The sequence below is a fragment of the Bradyrhizobium sp. KZN70725 genome (genome assembly GCF_055264925.1).
This window is the reverse complement of the sequence record NZ_JBUYWT010000084.1, coordinates 1-20,070: the sequence shown is the minus strand read 5'-3', so window position 1 is coordinate 20,070 and position 20,070 is coordinate 1. Positions and strand designations below refer to the sequence as shown.

General features: G+C 58.5%; 13 protein-coding genes, 1 pseudogene and 1 riboswitch. Of the genes and pseudogenes, 7 read left to right on the top strand and 7 right to left on the bottom strand.

The window, feature by feature from the left end; translation table 11 throughout:
- Positions 1–65: 65 nt before the first annotated feature.
- Positions 66–458 carry a BrnA antitoxin family protein gene (locus ACZBJS_RS39045; protein ID WP_463440065.1) on the top strand — a complete coding sequence of 131 codons (393 nt, stop codon included), beginning with the start codon at positions 66–68 and terminating at the stop codon, positions 456–458.
- Positions 459–1,300: 842 nt separating this feature from the next.
- Here the strand turns inward: ACZBJS_RS39045 and metE are convergent.
- Together metE and ACZBJS_RS39035 are read right to left on the bottom strand one after the other, a co-directional pair.
- The gene (metE, locus tag ACZBJS_RS39040; protein WP_229158215.1) at positions 1,301–3,646 is read right to left on the bottom strand and encodes a 5-methyltetrahydropteroyltriglutamate--homocysteine S-methyltransferase; all 2,346 of its coding nucleotides are present in this window, start codon (positions 3,644–3,646) and stop codon (positions 1,301–1,303) included.
- Between the two features lie 99 nt (positions 3,647–3,745).
- Positions 3,746–3,947, bottom strand: a riboswitch (cobalamin riboswitch).
- 722 nt (positions 3,948–4,669) lie between these two features.
- Entirely contained in the window at positions 4,670–5,107 is a 438-nt protein-coding gene (locus tag ACZBJS_RS39035; RefSeq protein WP_463440064.1) for a hypothetical protein, read from the bottom strand.
- Between the two features lie 73 nt (positions 5,108–5,180).
- Between ACZBJS_RS39035 and ACZBJS_RS39030 the strand changes: the two genes are divergently transcribed.
- Positions 5,181–6,005, top strand: coding sequence for a nodulate formation efficiency C protein (locus ACZBJS_RS39030; RefSeq protein WP_229158180.1), 825 nt, complete (start codon positions 5,181–5,183; stop codon positions 6,003–6,005).
- 453 nt (positions 6,006–6,458) lie between these two features.
- On the opposite strand, the gene ACZBJS_RS39025 is transcribed toward ACZBJS_RS39030, so the two are convergent.
- Entirely contained in the window at positions 6,459–6,635 is a 177-nt protein-coding gene (locus ACZBJS_RS39025) for a hypothetical protein (RefSeq protein ID WP_463440063.1), read from the bottom strand.
- 888 nt (positions 6,636–7,523) lie between these two features.
- On the opposite strand from ACZBJS_RS39025, the gene ACZBJS_RS39020 reads away from it, so the two are divergent.
- Both ACZBJS_RS39020 and ACZBJS_RS39015 read left to right on the top strand, forming a co-directional pair.
- Positions 7,524–8,249: a thermonuclease family protein gene (locus tag ACZBJS_RS39020; RefSeq protein ID WP_463440062.1), complete on the top strand. Its 726-nt coding sequence runs from the start codon at positions 7,524–7,526 to the stop codon at positions 8,247–8,249.
- 11 nt (positions 8,250–8,260) lie between these two features.
- Entirely contained in the window at positions 8,261–9,004 is a 744-nt protein-coding gene (locus ACZBJS_RS39015; RefSeq protein WP_463440061.1) for a carbonic anhydrase, read from the top strand.
- Positions 9,005–10,655: 1,651 nt separating this feature from the next.
- Here the strand turns inward: ACZBJS_RS39015 and ACZBJS_RS39010 are convergent.
- Together ACZBJS_RS39010 and ACZBJS_RS39005 are read right to left on the bottom strand one after the other, a co-directional pair.
- Positions 10,656–11,278 (bottom strand): annotated as a pseudogene (locus ACZBJS_RS39010) (aminotransferase class I/II-fold pyridoxal phosphate-dependent enzyme).
- A gap of 35 nt (positions 11,279–11,313) precedes the next feature.
- The gene (locus tag ACZBJS_RS39005) at positions 11,314–11,757 is read right to left on the bottom strand and encodes an aminotransferase class I/II-fold pyridoxal phosphate-dependent enzyme (protein WP_463440060.1); all 444 of its coding nucleotides are present in this window, start codon (positions 11,755–11,757) and stop codon (positions 11,314–11,316) included.
- 2,012 nt (positions 11,758–13,769) lie between these two features.
- On the opposite strand from ACZBJS_RS39005, the gene ACZBJS_RS39000 reads away from it, so the two are divergent.
- A complete protein-coding gene (locus ACZBJS_RS39000; RefSeq protein ID WP_463440059.1) occupies positions 13,770–14,936 on the top strand; it encodes an acyl-CoA dehydrogenase family protein in 1,167 nt (388 codons plus the stop codon).
- Positions 14,937–15,683: 747 nt separating this feature from the next.
- On the top strand, positions 15,684–17,396 hold the full coding sequence (locus tag ACZBJS_RS38995) for an MFS transporter (RefSeq protein ID WP_463440058.1): 1,713 nt from the start codon (positions 15,684–15,686) through the stop codon (positions 17,394–17,396).
- A 214-nt stretch (positions 17,397–17,610) separates the two neighbouring features.
- On the opposite strand, the gene ACZBJS_RS38990 is transcribed toward ACZBJS_RS38995, so the two are convergent.
- Positions 17,611–17,763, bottom strand: coding sequence for a hypothetical protein (locus tag ACZBJS_RS38990; RefSeq protein WP_463440057.1), 153 nt, complete (start codon positions 17,761–17,763; stop codon positions 17,611–17,613).
- Between the two features lie 873 nt (positions 17,764–18,636).
- Here ACZBJS_RS38990 and ACZBJS_RS38985 point away from each other — a divergent pair.
- Positions 18,637–19,755: a branched-chain amino acid ABC transporter substrate-binding protein gene (locus ACZBJS_RS38985; protein ID WP_463440056.1), complete on the top strand. Its 1,119-nt coding sequence runs from the start codon at positions 18,637–18,639 to the stop codon at positions 19,753–19,755.
- Here ACZBJS_RS38985 and ACZBJS_RS38980 read toward each other — a convergent pair.
- On the bottom strand, positions 19,725–20,070 hold a 346-nt coding region (locus ACZBJS_RS38980; RefSeq protein ID WP_463440055.1), incomplete at its 5' end, for a hypothetical protein. The genes ACZBJS_RS38985 and ACZBJS_RS38980 overlap by 31 nt on opposite strands.

Genomic DNA, 20,070 nt, shown 5'->3' with positions numbered 1-20,070 from the left:
CTCGCCCGTTCGATTGTCGCCGCCGCGCACGCACCATCTCCGAATCTCGTCGGAGCCAATGAATCATGATCCTCGGTCGGCGGCGACCGCCTTTTTTCAACAGCCTGCTAGGCTTCGGACACTTCAGCGCGCGAGGAAGAATGAAGAAAGAGAGAACCATAAGGAGAAGATGGGGCGATCGCCGAAGTGGCAAGTCTGACTGGGCTCGTATTGACGCGCTCACCGACGCAGAGATCGAGACCACTATGGAGAACGATACCGATTGGCAGGACTTCAAGGATATTGATTGGTCCGATGCGGTGCTGGTAGTCCCGCCAAAGAAGAAGGCTATTTCCATTCGCGTCGACGAGGACGTGCTCGACTTCTTCAAGAGCGAAGGCGAAGGCTATCAACGGCGCATCAACGCCGTGCTGCGGTCCTACATGCAGCAAAAGACGAAACCGACGAAGCGCGCGTGATGCGCAATGCTTGGCCGAGCCGCAGGATATATGGACTCCGACAGTCAAGAATGCGTTCACAGGATACCATCCCGCACAACGCTTTACTCAGCATAAGCTCTGCGATCGCTTACGATGCGTCGAACAGGTCGCTTCCCGAACCCGACACCGGTGAGCCGGCTTATACCTCGGGCCGGAACCGATGTCACGACTGACGAGCCGGCCCGATTGGCATCCCGCCGCTTTCACGCTTGTGTTACGCCAGCGTCGATCCGCTCCTCGATCCCAAACAGAGCCTCGAGCCGAAACTCGGCTATTGAGTGGAACCGGACACCGCCGACCCGAGCAGTACTCGAGTCAATAACAACCAACTTGTACTGGCTGTGCTCAACGGTTCCTTCGCGTCTTCCCGTATAGTCACGCTGATCGAGCGGCCGCAAAGCGCCGCCGATTGCACATGAGCTCGGCCGAGATTCGACCGTTGGGCGTCACTGCCCTCATTGCTCGAGTCGATGAACCGTTGTGAAAGTGCTCATCAGCGACAAACCTTGGTGTAGTTTTCCAATACTCGATTACACCGGGCGCATACCACGGCATAATTGAGCTACACCGAGCCGTGCTTTAGCTTGGGTTCAGATTTACGGCGAATGCCCTCGCCGGCGATCGGACCATCGGCTGTCCTCCCTCCTCCGATGGAAGTCGGCGATGCGTCAGCGTCGCTTCCTCTCAGACTTGACTTTCGCCCGGCCTGCTAACGCGGCCGGGCTTTTTATGCTCATCCAAAGCTCCGTCCAGACGATCGAGAGCGCAAGTGAATAAAAGCCGATCAGCTTCCTCAAGGAGAGAGAGAGCCAAGTGCAGGATCAATGGCTTGGCCGATCAGATGCTGCGCGCAGTTCGCGGGCGGCGGCGACCATGTTGACCAGCGCCGGGCGAACCTCCTCCCATTTGCGCGTCTTCAGACCACAGTCCGGATTTACCCAGAGCTGCGAATCCTGCAACCGCTGCCGAGCCAATGCTATCAGCTCCTTCATTTCCCCTGCCTCGGGAACGCGGGGAGAATGTATGTCATATACGCCCGGCCCGATTTGATTGGGATATTTGTAGTTCCTGAACGCGTCGAGCAGCTCCATCTTCGATCGCGACGTTTCGATCGAGATGACATCCGCATCCATTGCAGCAATGGCATCGATGATGTCATTAAACTCCGAATAGCACATATGCGTATGAATCTGGGTTTGATCTGCAACGCCTGATGAGCAAATGCGGAAGCTATCGACGGCCCATTGAAGGTAGGCCGCCCACTCCGATCGGCGCAATGGCAACCCTTCGCGAAGGGCAGCTTCGTCGATCTGGATCATGCTCGCACCGGCTATCTCGAGATCGCGGACTTCGTCGCGGATCGCCAGTGCGATCTGCCGGCAGACCTCGCCTCTTGGAATATCATCGCGAACAAACGACCAGTTCAATATTGTTACTGGTCCGGTCAACATCGCCTTCACCGGCTTGCGGGTTAATGATTGCGCATAGAGCCACCAATCTACAGTGATCGGTTTGGGCCGCAAAACATCGCCGAACAGGATCGGTGGCCTGACACAGCGCGAGCCATAGGATTGTACCCAACCGTTCCTGGTAAATGCGAATCCGGCGAGTTGCTCGCCGAAGTACTGCACCATGTCATTGCGCTCGAACTCGCCGTGCACGAGGACGTCCAGACCAATGTCCTCCTGCCAACGCAGAGCGCGCGCGGTCTCCTCCTTGAGGAACTTGTGGTATTGCTCTTCGCTCATCGCGCCTTGCGCATGTGCTGCGCGGGCATTACGGACCTCAGAGGTTTGCGGGAAGGATCCGATCGTCGTGGTAGGAAAGGAGGGTAGTCCAAAGCGCTTGCGCTGGATCTCGGCCCGACGGACAAATGGGCTGGCGCGCCGGCGCATGGCCTCGTCAATCGCTCGCATCCGCACCGCGAGATTGGCATCACGGATCTTTGGTGAAGTCCGGCGGACGGACACGGCCGACTGCGATTCAGCAAGACTTTCAGCCACATTCTGATCACCCGCGAGCGCCCGCGCCAGGATTGCTAGCTCACGCATCTTCTGTACCGAAAAGGCAAGCCAGCTCTTGAGATCGGATGCAAGTCCGGTCTCGAGTTCAACATCGACGGGCACATGAAGCAGCGAGCAGGACGGAGCGATCTGGACACGATCCCTGCCAAGCTTGGCAATGGCGGGATCCAGTTGCTGGCGGAGCGTCGACAGGTTCGAGCGCCATACATTTCGTCCGTCGATGACGCCGAGGGACATGACGAGGTCACTTCGGCGGGCAGCAATGATCCGGCCCAACAGGTTCGGCGCGCGAACCAAATCCACGTGCAGTCCGGCGACGGGCATGTTCAAAGCTGTGTCCAGATTATCGCCGAGATCGCCGAAATAGCTCGCGACCATGATCTTGACGTCCGGTACTTCCCTGGCGAGCCGATCGTAGACGTGTAGCAAAGATCTTCGCGCCCCCTCCTCCAGATCAAGAACCAGGCAGGGCTCGTCGCATTGAACCCACTTTGCTCCCCGTTTGGCTAGTTCCTGCAGAACCTCGACATAGACCGGTATCAGCTCATCCAGGAGCGACAGCGGCTGGAACGCAGGATCCGCACTCTTGCCAAGCTTTAGGAATGTGACCGGCCCGATCAGCACAGGGCGGGTCTGGAACCCGAGGGCTTTGGCTTCCTCGTACTCCTCGATAGGCTTTCGCGAGGACAGGCGGAACGTCTGTCCTCGATGAAATTCAGGGACCATGTAGTGGTAGTTGGTGTCGAACCACTTGGTCATTTCCTGTGCGGGCGCGCCATATCCGCCCGATCCGTGGCTGCAACTCGCAGTCTGGCGGTCCCACTGTGAACCGCGGGCCATCTCGAAGTACGTCTTGAGCGAAACCGGTTCGGTTTTCGAGGCGTAGATTTCCGGAATGGCACCAACCATGACGGAGGTGTCGAGCACCTGGTCGTACAACGAGAAATCGTTGGACGGAATGACGGTGACACCGAGGGATTTTTGGCGGGCCCAGTTCGCAGCACGCAGGCCAGCTGCATCCTCGAGCAATTGCTGTTCGCTAATTGCGCCGGCCCAGTAACTTTCAAGCGCGCGTTTGAGCTCGCGCCTCGGGCCGATCCGAGGCGTTCCAAGCGTAGCAACCGGAAGGGAGAGAAGAGACATAGCGCTAACCCCGTAGTTGGGGGCAAAGGCGATGGCGGACGCAAGCAGGATCGCCCGAGCGGCGGCTGCTTGGCGCACCACCGGGACACCCCGCCCGTGGACGTATATGTGGTCGAGGCAGGTCTCCTGGCTCGCGGGTCATCGCCGCTGTCCGGCCTTCCCGAAGCCGCACGGGCTTCAGTGACTTTGTTGGACAGCGGCTCGCCGCTTACAGTTGCGGGGGCAGCGCCGGCCTGTTCACCGGCTTCCCTCTTAGCTCCGAATCCAGCGGGACCGGAGAACCTCTACTATATCGATTATCGGCAACAGACCGCTTCCGTCAACCTCTCAGATGACTCTCTCACTTCAATGCCGCCATCGGTGACTCACATGGCCATTTAACGTCGAAAGTTGACCACGATTGGAAGCTCTCTCCAAATATACGTGTCGAAAAGAATTGTCGAAGGCGCGAGTCGCGGCGCTTCCGGCGTGCCGGCGTCCTGTCTCTCGACAGCCATGAACCGCCGCCAGGGCAAAACACCTGCGCAAGTTTCATCAGCATACTCGGCGCGCATGTTGATCTACGAGCCAACCAATCTTGGTAGGCGATTTGCGGCCTCTCATGCCGATAATACTCGGGCACGCATATCGATTCGCCTCAACGAACACTGGGACCCGCAATGAAAATGGCTGTTTGGAGCGCCGTCGGCGTCTTTGCTGTCACCGTCTTTGCGGTCGGCCTGTTCGGGTGGTTGGTGAAAGCGTTCATGAATCAACCCGTCAGACAGAGGCTCTCGAGAATGTTGAGCGACGCGAGAGGAAGTTAGCGCGACTTGATCGTTTCTCGCTTGCCGGCCGCCGCGATTGGAAACAGCGGCTCATCCAACCATGAATGCTTGGCCGAGGCAGCTGGACGATTAACCAGATCGAACCATCGTGCGCGTAGGCAGAAACGCGCGCGCCATATCATGTGCCTGCCTGACGACGCGCTTTCGAACGATTCCGCACGCCCGGCGGTGACGAGCGACTTTTGCTTATTATCAATTACGAGCCGATAGAGATCGGCTGATAGAGATCGCTGGGCGTTCGGGTGAGCACACCGGACGGTTCAACAGCTTTCAACGGTGCCTCCCGATTTCTCATCCGTAAATCGGCAGCGGCTTTCGCCTGCGCCTCTCGAAGATCGGCGCGACAAAAGCTGAACCGGCCCGCGCGGATCGGCTGAATGGAAACATTGAAACGAGCGCCGTCGGAAAGCCAACAAACATTGCAATAATCTGGCGCGATTTGCCGGCTATTTCCTGGCACGAAGGATGCAAGCTCAGGGGTGCCCAGGCTTCTCCTCCTGGGCAGGTCCAGCACAGCAAATTGAGGTTGTGGCTGGCCCACTGAAGTTAGCGGCGCGTGACATCGAGGGGACAGCGCCTGCTCGCGCGGGACATCGGCAGGCGCCCGTGTCACGTTGCCGCTAACTTCTTCCAATCGAGGATAGCATTGAAGGCTGCCCGCTTTGACGTGTGGATGAAAAACCGATGGTCCGGCCGTTATGAAGAGAATGTCTGCAAGAGGCGTGCTCTGTCTCTGTCAATCGCTGATTTTCCTTGCTGGGCTGGTTGCGACGGGCAACAGTGCGCGAGCCGGCGAAAACGCGCTCGTCGAACGAGTCAAGTCAACCTGGCGAGCACGAAATGGTGAGACAATCGAGCACATTGTCTCGAAAGTCTCGAAAGTGGCGCACTTCGTCCCTCGAAACTGGGGAATCGCCGAAGGCATCGACCACACTGAGTATGTTTATCTTTCCTGGACCAGACATCAGGATAACAAATCAGACGAACATTACCTTATTACCTGGAAGATCGGGACCGACGGAAAGATTGAAGTTGCGTCTCCCTATGCAAAGCCCATCGAACTCGGCTGGCACGCCCTGGCGCTTTCGCTCATCGCCAGTGAAGTCACCGACGGCGAAAACGACGCAAACCTTCGTTTTCTGCATAATCCGGTCAATTTCAACTTTGTGACGACCGCGCAGGGCAAGCTCGGAGATCTTCTCCGGCACGGCCGCTGTCATATTATCGAACCTGTTGTCGTGGATTACGTTACGGCGGCGAATGACAAGCCAACGGAAAAAGCGCACCGGTGGCGCGTTCTGCTGTTGGTGAACTGCAACATACCAGGCCCTCGCTACTTTACCGAAAATGGGGTCATCACCTTCGTCAAGCGCGAGGGACACGATTGGGAGCCGCAATCTTTCCTTGCCAAGAGGATTGCGACTTTTCCTCCCGGCGCCTGGTTCCATCACATAGAGCCAAACGAACGGGACACATTGGAGGGGGTGCGAAAGGCCTCGACAAATGATCAGGATGGCAGCGCTACTCCTTGAGCGCTGAGCGCCTCGGGCCAAAGCAGGACCCATGCGCTGGAAAATTGACGCGTCCAGCTATGCCGACAGGAGGCGAGCCTCTCTCCGGCCTGCAAGCCCAATTAAGAAAGCCAGGCATCAGGATGGCTCTTGCCTATTCAGGAGAGTAGCCGCGGCGGAACTGGTACAAAAAGACACATCCGCTCTCGCCAGCGCGCCACATGTCATCCTTCACGGACCAAGCGAGGCGATGCTGAGGCCAAGCTCGATCCGGCGTGCGCGCAGCGCATCGCGCGACCAACAAGCACCCGCGGGAGCGAGTGCAGCGACGAGACCGGTCTAAGAGGGACCCCGGGAACGGGGCAGTGATAGCGACGCCGGCATCCTCGATGGCGGCGGGACCCTTTCCCGAGCGCCCCCGGCGAGGAGCTCCGCAGCCTTGCTGCGAGGATCGAAGATCGAATTGAGCCTGATCTAAATTTCCTCGCGCACATTCGTCTGCGCGTCATAGATCTTGATTTGAAGCGTGGGAAAACGCTTTTTTAATTCTGCTCCACCAGCCCGGGCGCCGTCTCTGGCTGCGAATTCGGCTTTGAGTCGGCCGTCCACTTCTAGCGCGTAACAAGAGACCGGCAATTCAGGGGTGGCCATAACCATTTCAATCCCATTGTGCGGCGAGTCATCCAAACATGATGATTAGCGTGAGTCGCCTAAGCCCTGCCAGCGCGAACCGCCGCAATGCCCTGTGTGCCGACACACGTTGTGGATTGATTCATCGCTCTGAAATGGCAACCAGATCGCCACTCGCAATAGTGCGAGGACGCCCTTGCAGCGCAAACCCGTAAAAGGCGGCCTCGTCATTCCGCAAGCTCGCCGCTATGCCGAGCCGTGCTTTCTTCCGTTCGCGCATCGAAGGTCAGCCAGGCGTTGTGGAAGTCATTTCGCGCAGCGTTCGTTGCGGATAAGGTCGCGAATACGGGCCACCGTGTGAGTGAAGCATGGTTGTCTTGTAGCGTAGGACCAAGCGGGAGGCCGATCTCTTTTGAGCAATCACTCTTATCGTGCGTTGTCCCGACTTCCGCTTTCCCCTCCATGATGAACCTCGCGCCAGTCCTGTCGAACGATAGCAATCAAAGAGGCTTAGCATCGCCGCCTCTTCCGCTCGGCGGCGAAGACTACCACCCGCCCCGCTTCTTCCGAGCCTTTGGAGAAATAGCGTGCCAAGAGCCGTATTCCTGGGTCGCGAGTGCAGCGCTGAAACATGCGGGATCTCTTCCTTCAGGTCCAGAGCAGGAGACATGTCCAGGAGAGGGAGAGTCAGCTGGAGATGCCAGAAGCACGTCGAAAAATGCCCCCAAAGAAATCTCTTGAATCTCACCCAGCGTCAGGTCGTAGGCTGACAATATAAGCAAGCCTTCACAACAGCATCGTCGAACGATGCAGACGCGATGACGTGTGTGCAGTCAAGCAGTCGGCTGCGACGACACCGGATCGCTGCGATTTTGTGAGCCGATGAACCACGAGCGAAAGGATATTAGGATGAAGTACCGCATAATGATGGCAGCATTGCTCGCTATCATCGCGTCTCCTGTTTGCGCGGCGAAACTGAGCGGTGCTCCCCAAATCCTTGACGCCAATACGATAGAGATCGAACGAACGCGAATTCGGCTCTCGGGTATCGAGGCCCCCGAGACTGATCAGATTTGCCTGGATGCTCATGGCCGGAAATGGGCCTGCGGAGTAGCGGCTCGCGACGCCCTTATCAACTACTCGAAAGGACGAATATGGGATTGTCAGACCGCAGGAGTAGACAAGTACGGCAGGTCCCTTGGCAGTTGCTTCATCGAGGGCCAGGACGTGAACGCCTGGATGGTAAGCTCCGGTTGGGCGCTGTCATCCGAGCCATCCGCCCATGTTTACGTCATCAATGAGGTGGCGGCGAGCAGTGCCTTTGCCGGCCTGTGGTCGGGGGCATTCATCACCCCCTGGGACTGGCGTCGCCGCAACAAGAGCACGATCATTGTCGGCGCGAGCTCGGTGCCGAACGATGCCCAGGAACTCCTGCTCGGATCCGCTCTGCTATCTGACCCACCCTCGCCCGACTGCCTGATAAAGGGCACCGTCGAACGTAACGGCGAGCGCACGTATCACTCTCCTGGGCAACTCAGTTACGGACAAATCGACATGACGAAGAAACCGGCTGAACGCTGGTTCTGCAGCGAAAACGAGGCCGAAGCCATGGGGTGGCATAGAGCCGCGCGATAGAGGTCCTATCCATGCATGCAGACCGTTCACAGGATAACCCCTATCCGACCGAGCTCGCGCCTTCGCGCCGCTCGCTGTTGCTGTTCGCTGTTTCGGCATGTGTTGTGCCGTTTGCCGGCAACATTGTCGACGCGAAGCAAGCAACAGCGCCGCCGAAGCCGAATAACCGGCTCTCGCCCGATGCTGCGCTGAAGCGGCTCATGGAGGGAAACGATCGTTATGTGCAGAGCGTGTCGCGAGGGCGCGATCTGGAACGCGAGCGCCGACTTTTAGTCGATGGTCAGAATCCATATGCGGCGGTTCTGAGCTGCGCCGATTCGCGGGTAGCGCCCGAGCTTGCCTTCGACAGCGGACTTGGTGATTTATTCGTATGCCGCCTTGCCGGCAACTTCGTCAACGATGACACGCTTGGTAGCCTGGAGTATGCGGTTGCCGTACTGAACACGCCGTTGATCCTGGTACTCGGTCACGATCACTGCGGCGCGATAGACGCCACGATCAACTCGCTTGATGAAGGCAAGCCGGCGCCGGGACATATCCGCTCCCTCGTCAGCGCGCTAGCGCCTGCCGTAAGAGGGTCGCGCCACCAACCAGGTGACAGCTCTGCCGATGTGATCCGGCAGAATGTGATCGATAACGTCAATAAGCTCAAATCCGCCAGCCCGATCCTGAACCCGGCTGTTGAGCAGAAAACGCTAAATATCGTCGGCGGTGTATATCGGCTCGAAACCGGCAGGGTCGATGTATTGGGCTGACGCTGGTGGCCTCGCGCGATCGCCCAGCCGATCTGCCCTGTCCCACCCTCAATCGACTGACACAACATTCGCAGGTTCATCGGGCTGAATCAAATACGCCGGACGTGATCAGCTTCACTGATTGTCATAGCTTCGGGATAATGTTTGCGTGGTCTCCCGATACAGGTCATATTCTTCGTACTTATGTTGGCAACGCGCGGGCCAGCACCAGGCTCTCGATATCGTGGCCGACGTTGTTCATTATCGTTGTCTTCACTAGCGTTGCGACTGCCACCCGGATTCACCCGCTGCCATTGCCCGTGGAGAGGCTATCCTTCACGTAATTGTTTTGTGGCCTTATGGTGCGTTCGAAGACGATGCCGACGGCGATTTCACGAAACGGTTCACGCCGACGCTTCGGCGGCTTCCTGAATCCGCGATCCGACAGGGGCCGATGCTATCCACTCGCTGGCGCACGCGACAGTCCATTGCTCGAGCTATGAACAGCCGACATAGTTGGAACCGAATGACCGCAAGACTGTAGCGGCTAGCTCCGCTGGTTCTATCTCGGCGTCTTTCACCCAGCCCGCCTGAGCCTAACGAACCCTCCCTGCATTAATTCTGCATTGTAAGTTCGGCCATTGAGAGCAATGGTTGTTGGGTTGTTTGGACCAGGCATGAAACCCGTTTCCTGCAGCTTCTCGATCAGGGCTGGGAGCGCCCACTGCTCCGGAAGCGGGAAACCTCTACGCGACGTCTCGAAAATGAATGCTCCGAAATCTGGTAGCCCCGCTGGCCCAGTTCCAATGCTTTGGTCCTCCGGAGGGTTATGAATGAGACGCACGCCGCTAGAGGAGTCCAGCGCGAGCGATGCCCTTTGATCTCATAGGTCATACTCGGCTGGTCGGCGTCAGGCAGGAGACCCAAGTGGTTCAGTCTCTCGACCATTTGCCTGGGGGCGGATTGGGTGCCGTGGGAAAACTTGTGGGGAACGGCGAATGAGACATCGTATGCTGTCTCCTCAGGCACGGCGGACGACGATGGCCCGGGTTCATTGATGATCCGACTAAATAGATCATGATCTTCTTGTGTCCAGGCGTATTCTCCTGGAGACCCTGAGGATCCGCCGCGGTTGATCTCATTGAAATCCATGCAGCTCTCCTTCTGTTTTAATCTCTTGCAGATCCGCACCGCCGTTACCGCCGCCGGTTCGGTCATCGAGAGGGAAAGACTATGCTAAGAGGCTTGGCTATCGAGAAGCTGACGAGTTTCGGGGAGACAAGCGCACCGGCAGACGCGGCGGTTCAATATCGAACAGGTTGAGAAGCCATACGACGCGGATCCTCCGACCTTGGCCATCAAGCAGGACTAAAGATTACATACAGGAGAATTGCGACGACGATGGCAGTCCAGCCCACCGATGATACGAAAAGTGCTACTCGCGTCGACATGGGGCGTTTTCTCCTTCGTCAGCCAACGAAGCCGCCGCCAGTGTCGCAATGAGCAGCCTCGTCGAATTTATGTCGAGTTTATATTTGCGCCGCATAAAGCGGAGCTAACGAGCGCAGGACGCCGTGATCACCGATCGGCGGGAGGATTTGCGCGCTCCGGCGCATTCCTTGGAAGATCGTTGACTGATCCGAATACCGACCAGCATCATGATTGTGAGATCTCACCGTACCTTACCCCAGGTCTCTTCGACCAAAGCATCGATGATCTCGGATACATCATCCTGCTCGACATTAAGCGTTAACGAGATCCGTAACCTTGCCCTGGCCGGGGGCACTGTCGGTCGTATTGCTCGGACATCAAAACCGCGCGCCTGCAGTGCAGCGGCCAGCCGCATCGTGCGGGCGTTGTCACCGACAATGTAAGGAACGATCTGTGAGCTCGAACGGGTCGGGCGGCCGCAGATGGCGAGCTGACGGTGCGCAAAATCGATAAGATCGATCAGGCGTCGCCGCCGCTCAGGCTCCTCCTGTACAATCAAAAGCGCCTGCCGAACAGCGAGTGCCAACAGGGGCGATGGCGCGGTAGCGAAGATAAATGGACGACACCGATTGACCATGAAATCGCGCAATACGCTGGACGCAGTGCAAGAGCACCGGCCGCCCCGAGAGCCTTCCCGCAGGTGTGGACCACCAGAATATATTCGCGTCCATGGTATGGCGCTGTGAGCCCCCGTCCCTGCTCGCCGTAAATGCCTGTGGCATGGGCCTCATCTACAACCAGGAACGCCTCGTACCGTTCAGCGATTTCAACCAGATCTGCAAGCGGCGCGAAGTCACCGTCCATACTATAGAGGCTCTCGACCAAGATCCAGACGCGCCCTACGCCGCCTGGGCTGCTATCCGGAACTCCGCTCGGCCCGCGCGCGCGCCTTCATGAATGCTGGCGTGCACGAGCGAATCGAGAATCAGCAGATCGCCTCGCTGCGGCAGCGTTGTCAGAACAGCGAAGTTTGCGATGTAACCGCTACCGAAGAACAGCGCTGTCTCTGCTCGAAAGAACCGCGCCGCTTCCGCTTCGAGAGCTTCGTGTTCCTCGCAATTGCCGCGCAGGAGCCGTGACCCGCCAGCTCTGATGGGCGTTCCAGCCTTGAGCGCAGCGAACAGAGCCTCCTTCATACGTGGCGCGCTCGCCAGTGCCAGATAATCGCTGGAAGCAAAATCAACACCTGCGCGTGCCTTGAGGCCGCGCCGCCGGCGCTCTTCTCTCATAGCTTCCACGGCCGCGGCATAGCGCTCAAGCTTGCTTGGGTGAGTTAAGTTCATTGCTTGATCCAGCCTATGCCATCGAAGGGAAGACGAGGGAAAGCCGCGCAGTCTTTGATCCTGTTAGAACGCAGCTGTCTGCCCTCAAGCAGAGCGACGCGCGACCTTTGCGCCTTCCCATGGCTGCAGCCTGTCAATCGGAGGCGCCAGTCCCGATCTCGGAACGCTTCGATCACGTAGATGGCCGTCGTCGTTTCGGCACGAGCCTTGCGCTGCGCACTCTTTCACTCGCGGATAGTCATGCTGCCAGATTACCGTTGCCATTCGCGCGCAACCTCGGCACGAACCGGACAAACGCGCACCACGGCAGTGAGTGTGACCTAATTGCATCATAATTGTTCGATACGCGCGAACCGTTTCCAACGCCATTGCTGCTTCTAGCGCCCGCCGCCTTGATGATCTTGTGGCGCGCATCACGGCAACCGGAGCAGCGTCGCGGTGCAGCCAATGCCAACGATAGCATTTCTGACCGGTTTGGGTCGCGAGATCGGATGTCTCACGAGACGTCGCATGGCTTGTTCACTGAAACGAATGAGTTCAGTCCAAGCGAGTTTCGACGACAGAACGGAACTCGCAACGCTTCGCTGCGATAGGTCGAATGATCCTACAGACTTAACGCCGATGTGTCGCGCTAATCCGGAAGGTGTCCACTCCTTCCGAATTCATAACGCTTCCGGAACAGCTCACTGCATGTGCAATGGTTGGTACGGTACGTGGGTTCGGACGTTCGGACGGTACAAGGCTTGACCGATGGTGAGGCGTGAGGTTCTGCTCGCCTGGCCGGCTCGTGGCATCATTTGCCATCGGGTGCCCGCGCGCTCTGATCAGCTTGTGTTGCGCGTGCAGTGGGAGGCGCGGGAAATAGGTCGGTCTTCCGGCTCGCTGCCGAGGGTAAACAGCGACGAATGCCGGCGCGTGCTGGCATTGGGCGGTAACATTAGCTTTACGCGGAGCGTTCTTTACAGCAGGGAGCGGCGGCATTTACGGGTACTCGCGTGCGCCAACATCAATCGCTAGCTGAGCTGCCATATAGCACTGATCTCACCAGCAGGGACCGGCAAGCGATTACAACGCTGCTGCTGGATGAGCTGCGTAAGTTCAGTTGTGATCCGAGGCAGTTAAAATTCGTCGAAGAAAAGCCGCCAGCGGCCGCGAAAGAGCGAATCGAGCTAAGAGACGAAAGCCGCTGGAAGTTCTCTGTAGCCGCTTGCATGAGCTGGGGACCGCAGCACCCAGGCAGGACTTGGCAATGCGAAGGCTGCGTCTGCAGCCGGTCCCTCGCGTTTGTCACGCGGCGTGCGTCTGCCCTCGCCTCTTACCAGGGCGCAAGCAGCACGGGCGACCCGCGTCAACCTCGGAACAAAGCAGAGAAGTATTGCATGCTCTCCCCTGCATCTTGGGTGCCTTGCAGCGATACGCCATATCGTCAAGTCGCAGTGACGGCAAATGGCCGAGGCGGACTCGTCCGTGGTCGAGGTCCACGTCAGTCATTCACCTCACCCCCTGTCCGCTTACTGACACGATGGCTGGAACCAGACACAGATGGCGCTCACATCCCGCTGACCCGGCTCGTGCCATGCGATTTACTTCCACGGAAATACAGCTGACAGGCCCTGTTTGATGGCACATCGATTGCTGGCGAGACGACGGATCCACAGGTTCGTGAGTCGCAACTCCAAGTTTGAGAAGAGATGGGAAGCAAGCGCTATCGTCAACTCTCGCAGTCCTGGTCAAACAGATGAGGACGAATGTCACCGCCGCAGTTGTTTGCTTACCGGTCCAACCTCAAGGGCAGCGCCGATGGCCACGTCTTGTCAGACTTCCGACTCCTTAAGATCCGTTCAGCAAGCGGTTTGGAGAGGAAGGAGCCTGCAGGCTGGTCACGATCGATATCAACTGCGGCAATCGGCGATCTTCTCCGGCCTCACTCAATAGGACCGGCTCTCCCATGCGTTCGCAATCTCCATCAATGACGGGCTACACCGCTGGTCGTCTTAACACCGAGGACAAACATGAACCCTCCGCCAGGAATGATCGCACCAGAAACGGATGTTTCGGCTGCAACGAGTGATGATCTGTCGCCGCTGCTGGCCGATATCCGCGCGCGGCGAATCGAGTTCGCCCGCGCGCAGAAGGTTCCAGACGACGTTATCCAGGCATTCAAACGCGTTGGCGTCTACCGGGCTTTGGCCGCCAAACGTTTCGGCGGCGACGAGAGAACGCCTGCCGATTTTTGTCGCCTGATCGAGCGAATTTCCAAAGCGGACGGATCGGCCGGTTGGGTCGCCAGCTTCGGCGACGGGGCTCGCTACCTCTCTGCTCTCCCTGAAGACACGCTTTGCCGCGTATATGCCAATGGACCTGACGTGGTGTTCGCGGGTGCAGTTTTCCCGCTCCAGCCCGCTCAACGAAGTGCCGACGGGTTTGTTGTGAACGGCGTGTGGCCTTTCGCCAGCGGATCACCGGGCGCAGAGCTAATTGGTGTTGGAATCACTCTAGACGATGATCCAACAAGTGGACTTGTACGTATAGCCGTGATACCGGCCGACAAGGTAACAATCCGTCCGAATTGGGATGTCATCGGCCTGCAAGGCACCGGCAGTCATGACATCGTTGTCGACAATGTTACTGTACCAGAGGAATGGACACTGATCCGCGGCGGTCCACCGGCTTTCGACGGGCCCCTCCATCGTTATCCTTCGGTGACTTTCGCTGCGCAGGCGCATGCGATTGTGGGCATCGGCATTGCGCGCTCCGCGCTAGACGAGGTGATCGGCATGGCCCGGAGCCGCGCCTCGATTACTGGAGCGCCGGTGATGGCAGAGCGCGGCTACATCCAGCTGGAGGCCGCCAGAGCCGAAGCCATGCTGCGCTCCGCACGCTCCTTCTTCTATGAAGCCACCGAGGAGCTATGGAACGAAGCGTTGCAGGATGCCGTCCAGTCGAATACGACGACCCTGATGCGCCTTGCCGCGACCAACGCCGCCCGACAAAGCGCCGAGGTCTGCAAGATCGCGAGCGGGCTCGCAGGAACGCAATCGCTCTATGCGACAAGCAATCTCGCGCGCGCGATGTGCGACAGTTTCGTCGTTGCCCAGCACGCAGCCTTGAACGAAGGAACACTTCAGAGCGCAGGTCGTCTCCTGCTCGGAAGTTCAGCACCGGCGGGGTTTCCATGAAGACCGGCCATCCACGAGCAACTCCGCACAACCCGCAACAACGGATTGCCGAATCCCGCGTCATGCTCGCTCGCCCGAGAACTCGTCCGGAAGTGTGAGACGCTTATGCGAGCAACTAGATAGCCAAGCCGAAAGCCTTGAACCAGGCTACGGGAACAATCCGCGTGTTCACGGAGCCGATGTCGCAGCTAATATTTCATCCGAGCTGCGACAAACTTGCAGCCATTGAGATAAAAACTCTCGGGCTGAGCCAGGATAGCTCGATCTGTTGCGTCTCATTGTGTTCTAGATGGAGATCCTTCGCCGCAGTATCGATCGTGCGGCATGGTGAGAGGCCGCCTACCCTATTCTGCGTTGCAACCACTCGCCCCCAGTGACAACAAGGTCTGCCAGACGCTGCGAAACCCGTGAACTGTGGATGGTGCTGCGCCATGGGCCTTCGGCTTCTTAGTAAAGAGGTCGTAGTTCACTCTACCCACCGACGAGCGATGCCGCACTCATCGTCTTCACCATTTGTACGTTTCGTACAAAGATTGCGCGCGAGGGATACAGCGTCTGTCAATGTGTCCATTGTATGCGCTGGATGCAGCATAAAGTCACCAATGAACAGCGCTTACTGGAATGGAAGATAGGCAGCCAGCGGAACATCGTCATCAGATCGACGTCTTATTCCGCGGCGAAATCACGTCGGGAACATCCTTGTGATCCGCACCAGAATCGAATCATGATAGATGATCACGATTCACCATGAGCGATTCAGCTAAAGCCCAGTCGCGTAGCGCCGATGGCATCGCGGCGCCTCTGCGGCACGCAACCTTCCGTCGCATCTGGATTGCGAGTCTCCTGTCCAATGTCGGCAGCTTGATACAAGGTGTAGGTGCAGCCTGGGCGATGACGCAGATGACGTCATCAGCTGACAAGGTGGCGTTGGTGCAGACCGCTATGTTGCTGCCAGTGATGCTGATTTCAATACCAGCGGGCGCAATCGCCGATATGTACGATCGCCGCATCGTGGCACTGGTTTCGCTTGGCATCGCGCTCGCCGGCGCAACTGGCCTTACGGTGGCCGCCTGGCTTGGCCTAGCCACACCGAACGTCTTGCTCGTACTCTGCTTCGTGGTCGGCAGCGGCATGGCGCTTATGGGACCGGCCTGGCAATCATCCGTAAGCGAACAAGTGCCGTTGGAAGCGCAGCTACCTGCAGCCATTGCGCTGAATGGCATCAGCTACAATATCGCGCGGAGCGTCGGCCCAGCGATCGGCGGCGTAGTGGTAGCTAGCGCCGGTGCAGTGGCCGCATTCGCGCTCAACGCGCTGCTCTATCTCCCTCTGATGGCCGCGTTGTTCCTTTGGAAGCGCGTCCGCGCCCCCGCACGCCTGCCGCCTGAAAGATTGAGCCGCGCAATGGTGTCTGGCGTGCGCTACATCAGCAATTCGCCATCGATCAAGGTCGTATTGCTTCGCACTCTTGTAACCGGCGTTGGAGCCGGCGCGATTACTGCGCTGATGCCTCTGGTGGTGCGGGATGTGTTGCATGGCGACGCCCAGACCTACGGCATCATGCTTGGTGCTTTTGGCGTGGGGGCCGTGGTCGGCGCGTTGAACATTGCCGAGATCCGCAGGCGGATGAGCGGCGAAGCTGCGATTCGCGCCTGTGCATTGTCCATGGGCGCGGCGATAGCTGCCGTGGCGCTGAGCCGCCAGCCGGTGTTGACCGCGGCCGCGCTGGTCCTGGCAGGAGCCGTGTGGATGCTGACATGGGCGGTGTTCAACATCGGAGTTCAGCTGTCAGCGCCACGCTGGGTGACCGGTCGCTCGCTCGCGGCCTATCAGGCGGCGAGTTCAGGCGGGATTGCCGTCGGCAGCTGGGGTTGGGGCCATCTGACGGACGCGGCCGGCGTTGAAACCGCGCTGCTGGTGTCGGCCGCGCTGATGCTCGCCTCACCACTCATCGGCCGTTGGCTACCCATGCCCCGTGTCGGCGCGCGCGGCGAAGAGCCCGAGCTGCTCGCCGATCCCGAAGTGCGGCTCGCCTTGACTGGACGTAGCGGGCCGCTCGTCGTCGAGATCGAATACCGGATTGCAGAAGAGAATGCCCGCGCGTTTCACAACGTCATGCAAGACGTGCAATTGTCCCGCCAGCGCAACGGCGCCTATGGCTGGTCGATCGCGCGCGACATCGCCGATCCCGAATTGTGGACCGAACGCTATCACTTTCCGACGTGGCTCGATTATTTGCGCTGGCGCAACCGCCCGACCCAATCGGAACGAGCGCTGGAGGGGCGGGCCATTCACTTCCACATCGGTGCTGCACCGGTACGTGTTCGCCGCATGCTGGAAAGGCCATTCGGCTCGGTACGCTGGAAGGACGACACACCCGAGCACGCGAGGGCGGAAATGCGGCCCGAGATGGCAAGCGCGGCAAACGCACGTAGCCGGCCGCTTCGGCCGACCAAGTAACCCGGCTTGCCAAAGCCTGGAACCTTCGCGAACGGATGTGCTCGAATATGCAGAATGCCGAGTTTCGGGCAGGCTGTAGGGCTAGTCCAAAGTGCGAGCAGCATGCCAGCGAATCCGATCTTATGACCAAGGCCAGCCTCGCCGGCCGCGTCACTCGAGCACTGATGCACTTCTGGCGGGCTTCGAACTCCAGCCACTCTTGTTACGCCGCGCTTCAACGAGTTACGGCGCAATAACGCTGCAAAGATGCACCATCACGCAGCGAAAGCAGGAATAATGCAACCAGAATCGCCAAGAATTCACCTTGGCGAACTGCTTCTCTTTGCCTCCTTATAGGTTCAATCGAGGGTGATTCATGCGCAATCATGACCTTGTCTCCGGTAGTCTTCTCGCGCTGACCGCAACCAGCTTCGCACTCCTCTGCTCAAGCCTGCTCGTCTTTGCTTTCATTTGAAACGGGCGCCGGTTGCCTTGTCGCCTTATGAAGGCTGGCCTCGCTATCAAGTATCCAGAGTTCGACGATCTCTAAGGACCGACAAGGATTCTGACCTAGTCGCGGCTCGGCTAACGCCGAGAGCATGGCGATGCCCTCGTGCCAGCGGCTAGGACAGCGAAAACACCTCTGCGCTCGCTTTATGTCCGCCTCCATCGATATCGGTGACACATGTTGATTGTTTTCAAATGGGGGGCGGCGTGAAGGATCGCCTCATCCCTCTCCCGTCCGGACAGCCCGCCTCTTGCATACGCATTCCTGACGCGGCGGGCTCTGTACGTTGCGGACCGAGCTATTACTTTCCTGGCTACATGATTCCGCTAGTGTTCGTCCAAGGCAGCTCCCGTGCGTTGAACGAGCGGCGGGCGATATGAGATGGACAACGCGTTGCGAGAATGAGACGGGACGATTTGTACGTTAACGTTGCTTGTTGATCTAGCTCTACCCTTGCGCACGCGCCCCGGCTTATCACTCTGCTGGAACGGCATCGGAAAATGTCCTTGTACTGCTTTTGGGCGATGAGCTGCCTGCCGATAGTTCCTTGAACCTTTATATGGTTCGGCGAGATGGAACTGTTTCTCCACCGGCTCAAGGTGGGCTGTCGCTCCATCATGGCAGTGCACTCGAAGGGGTTCGATGCGCGACCATGACTTTATCTCCGGCCGCTTTTTAGGCGCTGGCCGTCGCCGGGCTCGCTTTGCTTTGCTCGACTTACTCGCGGCTGCATTTACCTTGTGAGGACCATCCATGACATCACTCAAGCTGATCGGCTTTGCGTTTGGAGCACTTATTGCGCTGTCCACAGAGGCATTGGCAGAGGACATCACCATCGCCGTCGCCGGACCGATAACTGGGGGCGAGTCCGCCTTCGGGCGGCAAATGAAGAACGGCGCGGAGATGGTGGTGGAGCAGATCAACGCGTCAGGCGGCGTACTCGGCAAGAGGCTCGCCCTCGACATCGAGGACGATGCCTGCGATCCCAAGCAGGCGCGATCGGTCGCGGAGAAGATCGCTGCCGCCAAGATCCCATTCGTTGCCGGGCACTTTTGCTCTTCGTCGTCGATCCCGGCTTCGGAAGCCTACGCGGACGGCAACGTACTGCAGATCACGCCCGCCTCGACCAACCCCCTGTTCACCGAGCGAAAGCTATGGAACGTGGCGCGCGTCTGCGGCCGCGACGACCAGCAGGGCCAGGTTGCTGCCGATTATATCGCCAAGCATTTCAAGGGCAAGAACATCGGCATTCTCAACGACAAGACCACCTATGGCAAGGGGCTTGCCGACGAGACGAAGAGGGCCCTCAACAAGGCGGGCGTCATCGAGAAGATTTACGAGTCCTATAACAAAGGCGACAAGGATTTCAATGCGATTGTCTCGCGCCTGAAGCGAGACAATATCGACCTCGTCTATGTTGGCGGCTATCACCAGGAAGCAGGTCTCATCCTGCGCCAGATGCGTGATCAGGGCCTGAAGACCGTACTGATGTCGGGTGATGCCCTGGCTGACAAGGAATTTGCCTCGGTCACCGGCGCAGCTGGAGCGGGCACGCTCTTCACTTTCGGGCCAGACCCACGCAACAAGCCGGCGGCGGCTGCCATCGTCAGTAAGTTCAAAGCCAGGAATGTCGATCCCGAAGGGTACACCCTCTACACCTACGCTGCAGTGCAGGTCTGGACCCAGGCCGCAATCAAAGCCGGCACCACGGATCCGAGGAAGGTGATGGACGTGATCAAGGCGGGCTCCTGGGACACGGTGATCGGCAAGCTGGAATACGACGCCAAGGGTGACATCAAGCAGATCGACTATGTCGTTTACAGGTGGGACGACAAGGGCGGCTATAGCGAGACCAACCCGAGCGCGTTTTGACGCATCTTAGTCCGACGCATCAAAGCTGGCGTGTCTCCCGGAGCGATGATCAATGCCGATTGATCGATTGCTCCAGGGCAGTAAGCTACGGGCGGACGAAATTGGATGTCTGAGCTTGGCCTATGCACGGAGTCGTCCGTGAAGAATGCAGATCGGCCTGGGAGACGGGTAGAAGTTGCCTCGATAAAGTATTCGATTTTGCAGGAAAGCCGGGTGTTGTGGCGCGCTTTCTTGCGTTTTTGGATTTTGCTTTCGAGCGATTCGTGATTCCCTGACGGCGGGTCATCGGCATTGGGGAAGGCGATGAGCAAACCG

Bases quoted from the DNA above. Each gene is read 5' to 3' on its own strand.
- ACZBJS_RS39045 (WP_463440065.1), top strand. From the start codon at position 66: ATGATCCTCGGTCGGCGGCGACCGCCTTTTTTCAACAGCCTGCTAGGC.
- metE (WP_229158215.1), bottom strand. From the start codon at position 3,646: ATGTCTCTTCTCTCCCTTCCGGTTGCTACGCTTGGAACGCCTCGGATC.
- ACZBJS_RS39030 (WP_229158180.1), top strand. From the start codon at position 5,181: ATGTCTGCAAGAGGCGTGCTCTGTCTCTGTCAATCGCTGATTTTCCTT.
- ACZBJS_RS39025 (WP_463440063.1), bottom strand. From the start codon at position 6,635: ATGGCCACCCCTGAATTGCCGGTCTCTTGTTACGCGCTAGAAGTGGAC.
- ACZBJS_RS39020 (WP_463440062.1), top strand. From the start codon at position 7,524: ATGAAGTACCGCATAATGATGGCAGCATTGCTCGCTATCATCGCGTCT.
- ACZBJS_RS39015 (WP_463440061.1), top strand. From the start codon at position 8,261: ATGCATGCAGACCGTTCACAGGATAACCCCTATCCGACCGAGCTCGCG.
- ACZBJS_RS39005 (WP_463440060.1), bottom strand. From the start codon at position 11,757: ATGAACTTAACTCACCCAAGCAAGCTTGAGCGCTATGCCGCGGCCGTG.
- ACZBJS_RS39000 (WP_463440059.1), top strand. From the start codon at position 13,770: ATGAACCCTCCGCCAGGAATGATCGCACCAGAAACGGATGTTTCGGCT.
- ACZBJS_RS38995 (WP_463440058.1), top strand. From the start codon at position 15,684: ATGAGCGATTCAGCTAAAGCCCAGTCGCGTAGCGCCGATGGCATCGCG.
- ACZBJS_RS38990 (WP_463440057.1), bottom strand. From the start codon at position 17,763: ATGATTGCGCATGAATCACCCTCGATTGAACCTATAAGGAGGCAAAGA.
- ACZBJS_RS38985 (WP_463440056.1), top strand. From the start codon at position 18,637: ATGACATCACTCAAGCTGATCGGCTTTGCGTTTGGAGCACTTATTGCG.